This window comes from Flavobacterium sp. (assembly GCF_044377315.1).
In the GTDB taxonomy this organism is placed as follows: domain Bacteria; phylum Bacteroidota; class Bacteroidia; order Flavobacteriales; family Flavobacteriaceae; genus Flavobacterium.
This window is the reverse complement of record NZ_JBILJG010000008.1, coordinates 54,616-69,125: the sequence shown is the minus strand read 5'-3', so window position 1 is coordinate 69,125 and position 14,510 is coordinate 54,616. Positions and strand designations below refer to the sequence as shown.

The window sequence follows — 14,510 nt, the reverse complement described above, 5'->3', positions numbered from 1 at the left end:
GATTACTTATTTTGCAAAATTACTAAATTATGAAAGGAATTTTTAAAATAAATTGTTAATCTATTTTTATTTAATTAATTTGCATCAAAATTTACCATTCAAATGACTAATATTACTCGACTTTTCGATTTCCCTTACTACCAATTGGAAAAAAACAACATAAATGACTGTTTAGTTACCAAATATAATGGAGTTTGGGTAAAAACTTCAACACAAGAATATATAGATAAATCCAATGCAATATCTCGTGCCTTGTTACGATTGGGCGTTGAAAAAAACGATAAAATTGCAATAATTTCCTCTTCAAATAGAACCGAGTGGAATATAATGGATATTGGTGTTTTGCAAACTGGTGCGCAGACTGTTCCCATCTATCCTACAATCACAGCTGAAGATTATGAATATATTCTTAATCATTCCGAATCAAAATTTTGTTTTATTTCTGATGAAGTTGTCTTTCATAAATTAAAATCAATTCAGAAAAATGTTCCTCTATTAAAAGAAATCTATTGTTTTGATGAAATAATTGGTTGTAAAAACTGGAAAGAACTTCTCCACCTTGGCGAAGACACCTCCAATCAAGATGTAGTTGAAGACAGAAAGAGCAATGTTAAACCAGAAGAATTGGCAACGATCATTTATACCTCTGGAACAACTGGAAAACCTAAAGGAGTAATGCTTTCACATAACAACATTGTTTCCAATGTTTTGGATAGTTCACCCCGAATTCCTTTTGAAGAAGGCAGTAGTCGAGCATTGAGTTTTTTACCTATATGTCATATTTTTGAAAGAGTAATTCTATATATCTACCAATATTATTCGGTTTCCATTTATTTTGCAGAAAGCATTGAAAAACTTTCTGATAATATAAAAGAAGTCAAACCAACTGTGTTTTCGGTTGTACCAAGATTATTAGAAAAGGTTTATGATAAAATTTATGCTAAAGGTGCTGAATTAACTGGTATCAAAAAGAAACTATTTTTCTGGGCAATTGAACTCGGTTTGAAATACGAACCTTATGGTGCAAACGGTTTTTGGTATGAAACGCAACTAAAAATAGCCCGAAAACTTATCTTTAGCAAATGGCAAGAAGGATTAGGTGGTAATCTAACCGTTATGGTATCTGGAAGTGCTGCCTTGCAACAACGTCTAACTAGAGTATTTGCAGCTGCTGGAATGCCTGTTATGGAAGGCTACGGATTAACAGAAACATCACCTGTTATTTCGGTAAATGACATTAGAAATAGAGGTTTCAAAGTAGGTTGTGTTGGAAAACCAATTAACAATGTAGAAGTTAAAATTGCTAATGATGGTGAAATTTTATGTAAAGGACCCAATGTAATGATTGGCTATTATAAAGACCCTGAACTTACAGCAGAAGTAATAAAAGACGGCTATTTTCATACAGGTGATATTGGAGAAATTGACACAGAAGGTTTCCTTAAAATTACTGATAGAAAGAAAGAAATGTTTAAAACCTCTGGTGGCAAATATATTGCACCACAAATTATTGAAAACACACTCAAACAATCTCTGTTTATAGAACAAGTAATGGTAATTGGTGATGGTGAGAAAATGCCAGCTGCATTCATTCAACCAAGTTTTGATTTTATAAGGGAGTGGGCAAAACGTCATAGTTTTTATGTAGGCGATTTGAACGAAGAAATTACTTCTAATCCCGAAGTAATTAAAAGAATTCAAGAAGAAGTTGATATAGCTAATGATAAATTTGGAAGTTGGGAAAAGATAAAACGCTTTGAATTGACTCCAAATGTTTGGAGTATAGACGGCGGCGAATTAACACCAACATTAAAACTTAAACGTAAAGTAGTAAGAGAAAAATATGCTGACCTTTATCAGAAGATTTATGGTTAGAAGTTGAAAAATGAGTTTTTATTTGTGATTCAGCCAAAATAAATCTGAACTCAGAATTCTACTTTCATTAATTTACTAATTATTACCTTAAATCTCAAAAAAATCCTCATAAAAAATTTCTATTTTTAAAATATTTTACTGATTTTTTTTCATTTTTTTTGATATATTTATTTAAAAAATAAATATATATTTATCGAAAACCCATGAAAACCAAATCTCTACTTTTCTCTATCGTTACTTCGAGTTATTTTGAGTTTTAAAAATGCTAATTTTTGAAACACAAAATAACTCGAAAATCTAAAAAAAAATCTTAATTTATACTCAATCTTCACTTTTTACTTCAAATTTCGTATCTCGTATTTCATATATTATAAGTGTATTTCCTACCTCAAACTTAAAAAATACTATGCGCGCATAAAATTTAACATAAATACTATGCGCGCATAATAATATTTTGTATATTTGAAACCGAATCCAAATCGATTTCGCATTACAATGAAAGATAAGACTATAGATTATTTATTACGTGCCACATGGCAAGCAGTTTCAAGAATGTATAATGAAGAAGCATCAAAGTTTGATGGTTCTATGGCAATAGGTTTTGCTTTATTAAGCATTGACAAAGAAGAAGGAACACCATCATCATATATAAGCAACCGAATGGGAATGGAAGCTACATCGCTAACAAGAACCCTAAAAACATTAGAAGAAAAAGGATTAATCATAAGAAAGAAAAATCCAGATGATGGTAGAGGCGTTTTAATATACTTAACGGATTTAGGTAAAAAAATGCGCGAGCAATCAAAAACCACAGTGTTAAAGTTCAACGAAGTAGTAAAACAAAACATCACAGAAGAAAAACTAAACCATTTCATTGAAGTAGCTGATGTGATAAATGATTTGATAACAGAGAAGAAGATTTTTTGAGGATTGAAAAATTGTAGAATTGTATAATGTATACTTTAGAAATTATACATAAAAACGAAATTCAACAATCAGTAAAAATACATTATACAACAATACAACAATACAATATACAACAATACAATATACAACAATACAATAAAAAAAAATGAAACGAACAATTAAAAAAGTGGCAGTTATAGGTTCTGGAATTATGGGTTCTGGAATTGCTTGTCATCTTGCTAACATTGGTTTAGAAGTACTCCTTTTAGACATTGTACCCAATGCACTAACTGAAATCGAGCAAAAGAAAGGACTAACTTTAGAAAGTAAAGTCGTTCGTAACCGTGTGGTAAATGACCATTTAGCAAATGCTCTAAAAAGCAACCCATCACCTATTTACAATCAGAAATTTGCTAGTCGAATTACTACAGGAAACACGACTGATGATATGTCCAAAATTGCAACTTGCGATTGGATTATCGAAGTAGTTGTAGAACGTTTAGACATCAAGAAATTGGTGTTTGAACAAATCGACAAATTCCGTAAACCAGGTACTTTGGTAACTTCAAATACATCAGGTATTCCAATTAACTTTATGAGCGAAGGAAGAAGCGATGATTTTCAAGCTCATTTCTGTGGAACACATTTCTTTAATCCTGCACGTTATTTGAAATTATTCGAAATTATTCCAGGTCCAAAAACAACACAAGAAGTATTGGATTTCCTTTTTGAATACGGTTCAAAATTCTTAGGAAAAACTTCAGTAATTGCCAAAGATACTCCAGCTTTTATTGGAAACAGAATTGGAATATTCGGAATTCAAAGTTTATTCCACCAAGTAAAAGAAATGGGATTAACCATCGAAGAAGTTGATAAATTAACAGGTCCAGTGATTGGTCGTCCAAAATCGGCAACTTTTAGAACGGTTGACGTAGTTGGTTTAGATACTTTAGTTCATGTAGCTAACGGAATTTATGAAAATTGTCCAAATGACGAAGCACACGAATTATTCAAACTACCAGATTTCATCAACAAAATGATGGACAACAAATGGTTAGGAAGTAAAACAGGACAAGGATTTTACAAAAAAGATGGTAAAGAAATCTTATCTTTAGACTTAGATACTTTAGAATATAGATCGGCTAAAAAAGCATCGTTCGCTACATTAGAACTGACTAAAACTATCGAAAAACAAATTGATAGATTCAAAGTTTTAGTAAATGGAAAAGACAAAGCAGGCGTTTTCTACAGAAAGAATTTCTCAGCAATGTTTGCTTATTGTTCTAACAGAATTCCAGAAATAACAGAAGAATTCTATAAAATTGATGATGCCATGAAAGCCGGTTTTGGTTGGGAAAATGGTCCATTCGAAATTTGGGACGCCATTGGTGTAGAAAAAGCCATCGCAATCATGGAAGCTGAAGGATACAAACCAGCTGCATGGGTAACTGATATGTTAATTTCAGGAAACAAATCGTTTTATTCCGTTAAAAATGGTAAAACTTGTTGCTACCACATTCCATCAAACCTGCCTGCCGGACAGGCAGGATCTCAAGAAGAAAAACCAGGACAAGATGCTTTTATAATTTTAGATAATATTAGAGAAAGTCATAAAGTTTGGGGTAATTCAGATGCTTCAGTTATCGATTTAGGAGACGGAATTTTGAATTTAGAATTCCATTCAAAAATGAATACCATTGGTGGTGGTGTTTTAACTGCTATCAACAAAGCAATCGACTTAGCTGAGAGAGATTATAAAGGATTAGTAATTGCTAATCAAGGTGCAAATTTCACAGTTGGCGCCAATATCGGAATGATTTTTATGATGGCCGTCGAACAAGAATACGACGAATTAAACATGGCTATCAAAATGTTCCAAGACACGATGATGCGAGTACGCTACTCCTCTATTCCAGTAATCGTTGCGCCACATGCGATGACGCTTGGTGGTGGATGCGAAATGAGTATGCATGCCGACAGAGTTGTTGCCGCTGCTGAAACGTATATTGGTTTAGTAGAATTTGGAGTTGGAGTAATTCCTGGTGGTGGTGGTTCTAAAGAAATGGCTTTACGTGCATCGGATTTATTCCGGAAAAATGATGTCGAATTAAATGTATTACAAGAGCATTTCTTAACAATTGCTATGGCAAAAGTAGCAACATCGGCATACGAAGCTTTTGATTTAGGAATTTTACAAAAAGGAAAAGACATCGTTGTTGTAAACAAAGACCGTCAAATCGCAGTTGCTAAACAAGTAGCATTGCAAATGGCAGATCAAGGTTACACACAACCTGTTAGAAGAACTGATATTAAAGTATTAGGTAAACAAGCATTAGGAATGTTTTTAGTAGGAACTAACCAAATGGTAGCTGGAAAATACATCTCTGAACACGATTTGAAAATTGCCAATAAATTAGCGTATGTAATGGCTGGAGGTGATTTGTCCGAACCAACATTGGTAAGTGAACAATACTTATTAGATATCGAACGTGAAGCATTTTTATCACTTTGTACTGAAAGAAAAACGTTGGAACGCATCCAATTCATGCTTACTAAAGGTAAACCATTAAGAAACTAAACTATGAAGACTGCATATATTGTAAAAGGATACCGCACAGCGGTGGGGAAAGCTCCAAAAGGAGTATTTAGATTTAAAAGACCTGATGAGTTAGCCGCTGAAACCATAGAACACATGATGTGCCAGTTTCCTGATTTTGACAAAAAACGTATTGACGACGTTATGGTTGGAAATGCAATGCCAGAAGCTGAACAAGGTTTGAATGTAGGTCGTTTAATTTCCTTAATGGGGTTAAAAGTAACTGATGTTCCTGGGGTAACAGTAAATAGATATTGCGCATCAGGATTAGAAACTATAGGCATGGCAACAGCAAAAATTCAAAGCGGAATGGCAGATTGCATTATAGCCGGTGGTGCTGAAAGTATGAGCTTTATTCCAATGGGTGGTTATAAACCAACACCAGATTACGCTGTAGCAAAAGAGGGAAATGAAGATTACTATTGGGGAATGGGTTTAACAGCTGAAGCAGTGGCTAAACAATTCAACGTGTCTCGCGAAGATCAAGATGAGTTTGCTTATAATTCGCATCAAAAAGCATTGAAAGCGCAAGCCGAAGGTAAATTTGATAAACAAATTGTTCCAATTACTGTAGAGCAAACGTTTATAAATGAAAATGGAAAAAAAGAGACTAAATCATACATAGTAAACAAAGATGAAGGCCCAAGAGCTGACACAAATATTGCCGCTTTAGGAAATCTAAAACCTGTATTCGCAGCAGATGGTTCTGTTACAGCAGGTAACTCTTCACAAATGAGTGATGGTGCAGCATTTGTACTTATTATGAGCGAAGAAATGGTAAAGGAATTAGGTGTTACTCCTATCGCCAGATTAGTAAATTTTGCATCAGCAGGAGTTGAACCAAGAATTATGGGAATTGGTCCAGTAAAAGCGATTCCAAAAGCTTTAAAACAAGCCGGTTTATCATTAAATGATATTGATTTAATCGAATTAAACGAAGCATTTGCATCACAATCTTTGGCAGTAGTCAGAGAATTAGGTTTAAATCCAGATATCGTAAACGTAAATGGTGGTGCAATTGCACTTGGTCATCCATTAGGTTGCACAGGAGCAAAACTATCGGTTCAATTATTTGAAGAAATGCGCTTAAGAAAATCTAAATACGGAATTGTAAGTATGTGTGTTGGAACAGGACAAGGTTCTGCGGGTATTTACGAACTTCTATAAAAAAGCAACACAGATTTAAGAAATCAAAAAAATCATTACAATTTCTCTAATTTCTTAAATCTGTGTTTCAAAAAACTAAAACTATTTAAATTAAAAAAACATAAAAACCATGGAAGATATAACAAGAGGTGGACAATTTTTGGTAAAAGAAACCAAATGTGAAAATGTCTTTACACCAGAAGATTTCACAGAAGAGCAAATCATGATGCGCGATTCTGTCAAAGAATTCGTTGACAAAGAAATTTGGCCTTTTAAAGACCGATTTGAACACAAAGATTATACGTTTACAGAGGAAACCATGCGAAAAGCTGGTGAAATGGGTTTTTTGAGTGTTGCCGTACCTGAAAATTATGGCGGAATGGGAATGGGATTTGTGGATACTTGTCTTGTTTGTGATTACATTTCGGGTGCAACAGGTTCGTTTTCAACAGCTTTTGGTGCTCATACAGGAATTGGAACTATGCCAATTACATTATACGGAACCGAAGAACAAAAACAAAAATACGTACCAAAATTAGCTTCAGGTGAATGGTTTGGAGCATATTGCTTAACTGAACCAGGAGCAGGATCTGATGCTAATTCTGGAAAAACTAAAGCTGTTCTTTCAGAAGATGGAACGCATTATAAAATAACCGGACAAAAAATGTGGATTTCTAATGCTGGTTTTTGTTCTGTATTGATTGTTTTCGCTCGAATTGAAGATGACAAAAACATTACAGGTTTCATTGTAGAAAATGAACCAAGCAACGGAATTTCTATGGGTGAAGAAGAGCATAAATTAGGAATTCGTGCGTCTTCTACTCGTCAGGTTTTCTTTGCTGAAACTAAAGTTCCAGTTGAAAATATGTTAGCTGCTCGTGGAGAAGGTTTTAAAATTGCAATGAACGCATTGAATGTTGGTCGTATCAAATTGGCAGCAGCTTGTTTAGATGCACAACGTCGTGTGACTTCCAATGCGGTGAATTATGCTAACGAAAGAGTTCAGTTTAACACACCTATTTCTTCTTTTGGAGCAATTCGTTACAAATTAGCAGAAATGGCAACTTCTGCTTATGCAGGAGAAAGTGCCACTTATCGAGCAGCAAAAGATATTGAAAACAGAATCAAACTCCGTGAAGCAGAAGGCGCGAGTCATCAAGAAGCCGAATTAAAAGGTGTTGAGGAGTTTGCTATAGAATGCTCTATACTAAAAGTAGCTGTTTCTGAAGATGTTCAAAACTGTGCTGATGAAGGAATTCAAATTTATGGTGGTATGGGATTTTCAGAAGATACACCAATGGAAAGTGCTTGGAGAGATGCTCGTATTGCAAGAATCTATGAAGGAACAAATGAAATAAACAGAATGTTATCGGTTGGAATGTTAATCAAAAAAGCCATGAAAGGGCATGTTGATTTGCTTGCACCAGCGATGAAAGTACAAGAAGAATTAATGGGAATACCATCTTTTGAATCGCCAGATTATTCTGAATTATTTTCAGAAGAAAAAGAAATGATAGGAAAATTAAAAAAAGCATTCCTAATGGTTGCAGGTGCTGCCGTTCAAAAATTCGGTATGGATTTAGACGCGCACCAACAACTTTTAATAGCTGCTGCTGATATGTTAATTGAAATTTACATGGCAGAAAGCACTATTTTAAGAACTGAAAAATTAGTAAAATCTAAAGGTCATGAAGCGGTTAAAGAACAAGTTGCAATGGCTGAATTATACTTGTACAAAGCCGTAGATATAGTAGCTTCAAGAGGTAAAGAAAGTATCATTTCTTTTGCAGAGGGCGATGAACAGCGTATGATGTTAATGGGATTAAGACGTTTTACAAAATATACAAACATGCCTAATATTGTAGGATTGAGAGAAACAATCACTGCAAAATTAGTGTCCGAAAATAGTTATTGTTTTTAATTTTGGTTATTTTTTTTTGTTAAAAAAAAGTCATTCTTTAATCAGAATGACTTTTGTGATTTAAATAGTATATGTTAATTAAATACCAGCCACAGCTTTAATTTCATCTATAATTCTAAAAGCTAATTTATCAGCTTCAGCTTGAGTTGGAGCTTCCGTATAAATTCGGATAATTGGTTCAGTATTTGATTTTCTTAAATGAACCCATTCCGTAGCGAAATCAATTTTCACACCATCTATTGTGTTGATTTCCTCATTTTTATATTTTTCAGTCATGGCAACTAAAATGGCATCTACATCAATTTGAGGTGTCAATTCAATTTTGTTTTTGCTCATATAATATTGCGGATAACTTGCACGAAGTTCAGCAACAGTTTTTTCTTGGTTTGCTAAATAAGTTAAGAACAACGCCACTCCTACCAAACTATCTCTTCCGTAATGTAATTCTGGATAAATGATTCCGCCGTTTCCTTCACCACCTATTATAGCATTTGTAGCCTTCATCAATTCTACTACATTCACTTCACCAACAGCACTTGCTTGATAACTTCCGTTGTGTTTGTTGGTAATATCTCTCAAAGCACGTGACGAACTCATATTTGAAACTGTATTTCCTGGTGTTTTGCTCAAAACATAATCGGCAATCGCTACCAAAGTATATTCTTCGCCAAACATTTCGCCATCATTTGATACAAAAGCCAATCTGTCAACATCTGGGTCAACCACGATTCCGAAATCGGCTTTTTCTTCTACAACCAATTTACAAATATCTCCCAAATGTTCTTTCAAAGGTTCTGGGTTGTGTGGAAAATGACCATTTGGTTCGCAATATAATTTTACCACTTCAACGCCCATTTGTTCCAATAAATTCGGAATTACAATTCCACCTGTAGAGTTTACTGCATCTACCACTACTTTATATTTCTTGGTTTTTACCAAATCAGCATCCACTAAAGGCAAATCTAGAACTTCATCAATGTGAATATCCATATAAGAATCGTTGGTAGTGATTTCGCCTAACGAATCAACATCAACAAAATCAAAGGCTTCTGCTTCTGCAATTTCTAAAATTTTCGCACCATCAGCACCATTCAAAAATTCGCCTTTTTCATTCAATAATTTCAATGCATTCCATTGTTTTGGATTATGAGAAGCGGTTAAAATAATACCTCCATCAGCTTTTTCTAAAGGAACTGCAACTTCAACTGTTGGTGTTGTTGAAAGTCCTAAATCGATAACATTTATACCTAATCCAATTAATGTATTTTGAACCAAATTATGAATCATCGAACCCGAAATTCGAGCATCACGACCAATTACAACGGTTAGTTTTTCTTTTGAACTATTATTTTTCAGAAACGTTCCATAAGCTGAAGCAAATTTTACGGCATCAACTGGAGTTAAATTATCACCTACTTTTCCACCGATGGTTCCACGAATTCCTGATATTGATTTTATTAATGTCATTTGTAAAGGTTTTTGGTTATGGGTTGTAGGTTTTAGGTTACCTACTTTTAAATTTAGACAAATATAACAAGTTGAAAGCAATAAAAAAATTTGAATTAATTTAGTATATTTACCTAGTTACAAACTACTAAACCAAAAAAACCTAAAACCCATAACCTAAAACCTATAATGAATTTCCTTGCTCACATATATCTTTCTGGAAACAGCGATTTGCTTAAAATTGGAAATTTTATGGCTGATAGTGTTCGTGGGCATCATTATCTGGATTATCCTGATGAAATTCGAAAAGGTATTCTTTTGCATCGTTACATTGACACTTTTACAGACGCGCATCCCATTTACCGTAAAAGTAAGCATAGATTACACGAAAAATATGGACATTATTCTGGGGTGATTATGGATATAGTATATGATCATTTTTTGGCGAAGAATTGGAAGAACTATTCTGATGAAAAGTTAGAAGATTATGCAGATGAATTCTACAAATTACTTCAAGATAATTACGACATTCTAACAGAAAAAACGAAAGGAATGTTACCTTATATGATTGCACGAAATTGGTTAGTAAGTTACGCGTCATTAGCTGGATTAGAAATAATTTTATTTCAAATGGATTATCGAACGAAACATCGCGCCAATATGCAAGAATCGATTGTGGAAGTTCAAGAGTTTTATTCCGAATTTGAGGAAGAATTTACTTTGTTTTTTGAAGAATTACGTAATCATTGTGAAGAAAAATTGAAAGAATTAGAATGAACTTTATACAAAATTTAGAACAAGATTTACATCAAAAAGCCAATCGAGAAGTAGCCATTCCGATGGAGAATTATATGAAAAATAATTTTTCTTTTTTGGGAATTAAAACCGAGGAAAGGAGAGCCGTTTTCAAAATCAATTATGAAAAGTATAAAACGGATATTAAAGCAAATTTCAGAACAATTACTTGGGAATTATTCAATAAAAAGGAACGAGAATTTCATCAAGTTGCTATTGATTTATTGGTAAAAGAATTAAAGAAAAACTATGTTATAGAAGATATTAAATTAATTGAAAATCTAATCATTACAAATTCATGGTGGGATTCGGTTGATGTTGTGGCTAAATATTTACTTGGTGGTTACTTAAAACAATTTTCAAATGAGACTTATGAAGTAATTGAACGCTTTTCGAACTCAAATAATATGTGGTTGAACCGAAGTGCTATCCTATTTCAGTTGAGTTATAAAGAAAAGACTAATTTCGATTTACTAAAATCAGAATGCGAGAATCATAAGGAATCGGAAGAGTTTTTCATTCAAAAAGCAATTGGATGGGCATTACGTGATTATAGCAAATTTAACTCAAGTGGTGTTACTGAATATGTTAATTCAACTAATTTAAAGCCTTTAAGTAAACGTGAAGCTTTGAGAAAAATAAAATAACTTATATTTGTGATTTTTGAAATTAGTCATAATGCTAAACAGAAAGTCAGTACTCATACAATTATTTTTTAGAAAAATTGCTCGCCGGTTAGAATCGTTGTTCTTCTTGGCAAAATCAGTGTTGTCTGAACGTAATTTTATATACCTGTCAGCAGTTGCTGTAGCAATATCTTGCGCTTTAGCTGTAATTATTTTGAAATACTTTGCACACAATGTTTTCATTTTTGCCAATTATGCAAATAAATATTTAAAATTGCCCTATGCTAATAGTATTTTCCCTATAATTGGTATTCTATTAACTGTTTTTGTTATCAAAAAATTCCTTGATGGTTCAATAGAAAAAGGTAGCTCAAGAATTCTTTATGCTGTTGCCAAAAAAGGTGGGATTATACCAAAAAAACAAATGTATGCCCAAATCATAACAAGTTCCTTAACAGTAGGATTAGGAGGTTCTGCTGGATTGGAAAGTCCGATTACAATTACTGGAGCTGCTTTTGGTTCTAACTTTGCTCAAAAATATAAACTTTCTCAAAAAGATAGAATTTTATTACTTGCTTGTGGAGTTGCTGCCGGAATTGGTGCTGCTTTTAATGCTCCAATCGCTGGTGTTTTGTTCGCTATTGAAGTAGTTTTAACCGATGTTGTAATTTCCGCTTTTATTCCAATCATGATTTCAGCGGCAACTGGAGCATTGGTTTCTAAAGTATTATTGAGTCAAGATATTTTGCTGAGTTTTGAACAAGAACAAAATTTTGATTTTTACAACACGCCCTATTACATTCTACTAGGACTTTTAGCAGGATTTGTATCTGTGTACCATGCCAGAAACTTCAGAAAAGTAGAACATTTTTTTAGTCGATTTAAAAACAATACTTATAAAAAAGCGTTATTTGGTGCGACTGTTTTAGCAGTTTTAATATTCTTTTTTCCAACACTTTTTGGTGAAGGTTACGAAAGCATGAAAACACTTTCAACAGCTCATCCTGAAAGTTTACTTGAAAATACTTTATTAGAAAATTATAAAAGTAATGAATGGATTCTATTAGGATTTGTTGGTCTAATTGTCTTATTAAAATCTTTCGCAACTGGTTTAACATTAGGTTCTGGCGGAAATGGAGGTAACTTTGCTCCTTCTCTATTTGTGGGTTCGTATCTTGGTTTTTTTGTAGCAAAATTTATGGATTTGACCAACATAAATTCGCAGCTTCCTGTAACAAATTTTACTATTGTTGGAATGGCAGGAATCTTGAGTGGTTTATTTCATGCGCCTTTAACCGCAATTTTCTTAATTGGTGAAATTACTGGCGGTTATGATTTGATGGTTCCACTAATGATTGTTTCTTCAATAAGTTTTGCCGTTTCCAAACAAATGGAACCTCATTCAATGGATGTGAAAGCACTAGCCGATAAAGGTGAAGTTTTTACCAGTGATAAGGATAAAAACATTTTGCAAAGCATCGATTTTCTTGAATTAGTTGATATTGATGTCAAAACAATTACACTAGACAAATCATTAGAAAATCTAATTGAGCATTTATCAAATGTAAACCAACAAATCATTCCTGTTTTAGACGAAAAAAATAAACTACTTGGAATTGTTGATTTTGAAAACATACGTTCTATCGTTTTTAATCCTTATCGAATAAAATTTACTGAAATTAAAGAAATCCTTTCGCAACCTCAAGAAATCATAAACCATGACGATGGAATGGAAACCATTATGGAAAAATTTGAAACTTCAAATCAAAACCTACTTCCTGTTACCAAAAACGGAAAATTCTTCGGATTAATTTCTAAAATAACTATTCTTGAAGCTTATCGTGAGCAATTAAAGGAAATGGTGATTGAGTAACTATTTAAATTCCAAAATTCAAATTCCAAACTTAGAATATTTATTAAATCAATTGCAATTAAATTTTGTCATTAATATTGAATTTTGAAAAATTTTAATATCGGATAGATTTAAAATTTGTATTATCCGATATTAATAAATATATTTGCATCGTTATGTGGAACATTGATACTAAATATAAAGAAGAATTACAATCAACATTCGAGAGATTGTACGATAAAATGGCTGTTTTAAAAAGAAGCAGACCATTGCCAAATATTGCTTTGCAAAAAATTAAAGAATCATTATCTATTGAGTGGACATATAATTCAAACAGTATTGAAGGAAATACATTGACGCTTCAAGAAACGCAAATGGTTCTTCAAGAAGGAATTACTGTAAAAGGAAAATCACTTCGCGAACATTTTGAGGCAAAAAATCACGAGAAAGCCATCAATTATTTATTTTCTATTGTTGATGATAGTTATGAAATTCGAGCAATCGATATACTATCTATTCATAGTTTGGTACTCAATATGATTGAAGAAGATTTTGCAGGAAGAATTAGAAATGGTGGTGTCAGAATTTCTGGAGCCAATTTCATTCCACCAAATGCCAATAAAGTTTCTGATCTATTAGATGAATTAATTGATTTTGTAAATACAAATCCTTTGCAATTGAACGACATTGAATTGGCAACCATTTTTCATCATAAATTTGTTTGGATTCATCCTTTTTTTGATGGAAATGGAAGAACGGTTCGATTAGCAATGAACTTGCTTTTAATGCGAAAAGGATTTCCGCCAGCGATTATTTTATCAAATGATAGAAAAAAATATTACGAAGCATTGAACCAAGCTAATAATGGCAATTATCAAAAATTGATGTTACTAATGTGTCAGGCGCAAGAAAGAACTTTAAATATTTATCTTAGTTCGTTGCCTGATAATGATTATGATTTTCAAGAAATTTCGAATATTGTTAGTGAGCCAAACTCTTATTATGGTCAAGAATACATCAGCTTATTAGCAAGACAAGGAAAAATTGATGCTCACAAAGAAGGAAGAAATTGGTACACAACCAAAAAAGCCATTGAAGATTATATTGAAAATCGTCAAAGGAAAAGAGTTCTTTAGTTTTCAGTCGCAGTTTTCAGTGCTTTCTGATTACTGTGACTGCAAACTAAGACTTTTTATTTCGTCTTCAAGTGCTTGGATTACTTCAAATTCAAAGTCAACATCAATTGTTTCTAATCTACTTTCGATAAAATTATTCAATAATGCTTAGAAGTTAGATTGGTTACTAATCCCAATCCAAATTTAGAATATTCAATGCGCCATACTATTC

General features: G+C 32.9%; 10 protein-coding genes. 9 read left to right on the top strand and 1 reads right to left on the bottom strand.

Features of this window, described 5'->3' with window-relative positions; all coding sequences use genetic code 11:
- Nucleotides 1-102 precede the first annotated feature (102 nt).
- The 5 genes from ACIQ66_RS04090 (at nt 103) to ACIQ66_RS04070 (ending at nt 8,444) form a co-directional block, all read left to right on the top strand.
- Nucleotides 103-1,875: an AMP-dependent synthetase/ligase gene (locus ACIQ66_RS04090; protein ID WP_396211532.1), complete on the top strand. Its 1,773-nt coding sequence runs from the start codon at nt 103-105 to the stop codon at nt 1,873-1,875.
- Between the two features lie 495 nt (nt 1,876-2,370).
- Nucleotides 2,371-2,802: a MarR family winged helix-turn-helix transcriptional regulator gene (locus ACIQ66_RS04085; RefSeq protein ID WP_396211531.1), complete on the top strand. Its 432-nt coding sequence runs from the start codon at nt 2,371-2,373 to the stop codon at nt 2,800-2,802.
- A 145-nt stretch (nt 2,803-2,947) separates the two neighbouring features.
- A complete protein-coding gene (locus ACIQ66_RS04080) occupies nt 2,948-5,359 on the top strand; it encodes a 3-hydroxyacyl-CoA dehydrogenase NAD-binding domain-containing protein (protein WP_396211530.1) in 2,412 nt (803 codons plus the stop codon).
- Between the two features lie 3 nt (nt 5,360-5,362).
- Nucleotides 5,363-6,544: an acetyl-CoA C-acyltransferase gene (locus ACIQ66_RS04075; protein WP_396211529.1), complete on the top strand. Its 1,182-nt coding sequence runs from the start codon at nt 5,363-5,365 to the stop codon at nt 6,542-6,544.
- Between the two features lie 109 nt (nt 6,545-6,653).
- A complete protein-coding gene (locus ACIQ66_RS04070) occupies nt 6,654-8,444 on the top strand; it encodes an acyl-CoA dehydrogenase family protein (protein ID WP_396211528.1) in 1,791 nt (596 codons plus the stop codon).
- Nucleotides 8,445-8,522: 78 nt separating this feature from the next.
- On the opposite strand, the gene glmM is transcribed toward ACIQ66_RS04070, so the two are convergent.
- The gene (gene glmM, locus ACIQ66_RS04065; protein WP_396211527.1) at nt 8,523-9,911 is read right to left on the bottom strand and encodes a phosphoglucosamine mutase; all 1,389 of its coding nucleotides are present in this window, start codon (nt 9,909-9,911) and stop codon (nt 8,523-8,525) included.
- Between the two features lie 168 nt (nt 9,912-10,079).
- On the opposite strand from glmM, the gene ACIQ66_RS04060 reads away from it, so the two are divergent.
- From ACIQ66_RS04060 to ACIQ66_RS04045, 4 genes are all read left to right on the top strand, one after another.
- Nucleotides 10,080-10,667 (top strand): ACP phosphodiesterase, encoded by a 588-nt coding sequence (locus ACIQ66_RS04060; RefSeq protein ID WP_396211526.1) that lies wholly within the window; start codon nt 10,080-10,082, stop codon nt 10,665-10,667.
- A complete protein-coding gene (locus tag ACIQ66_RS04055) occupies nt 10,664-11,332 on the top strand; it encodes a DNA alkylation repair protein (RefSeq protein ID WP_396211525.1) in 669 nt (222 codons plus the stop codon). The genes ACIQ66_RS04060 and ACIQ66_RS04055 overlap by 4 nt, the downstream gene beginning before the upstream one ends.
- A 31-nt stretch (nt 11,333-11,363) precedes the next feature.
- Nucleotides 11,364-13,184 (top strand): chloride channel protein, encoded by a 1,821-nt coding sequence (locus ACIQ66_RS04050; protein ID WP_396211524.1) that lies wholly within the window; start codon nt 11,364-11,366, stop codon nt 13,182-13,184.
- Nucleotides 13,185-13,339: 155 nt separating this feature from the next.
- Complete coding sequence (locus tag ACIQ66_RS04045; protein WP_396211523.1) at nt 13,340-14,299, top strand: Fic family protein; 960 nt, start codon at nt 13,340-13,342, stop codon at nt 14,297-14,299.
- Nucleotides 14,300-14,510: the final 211 nt, after the last annotated feature.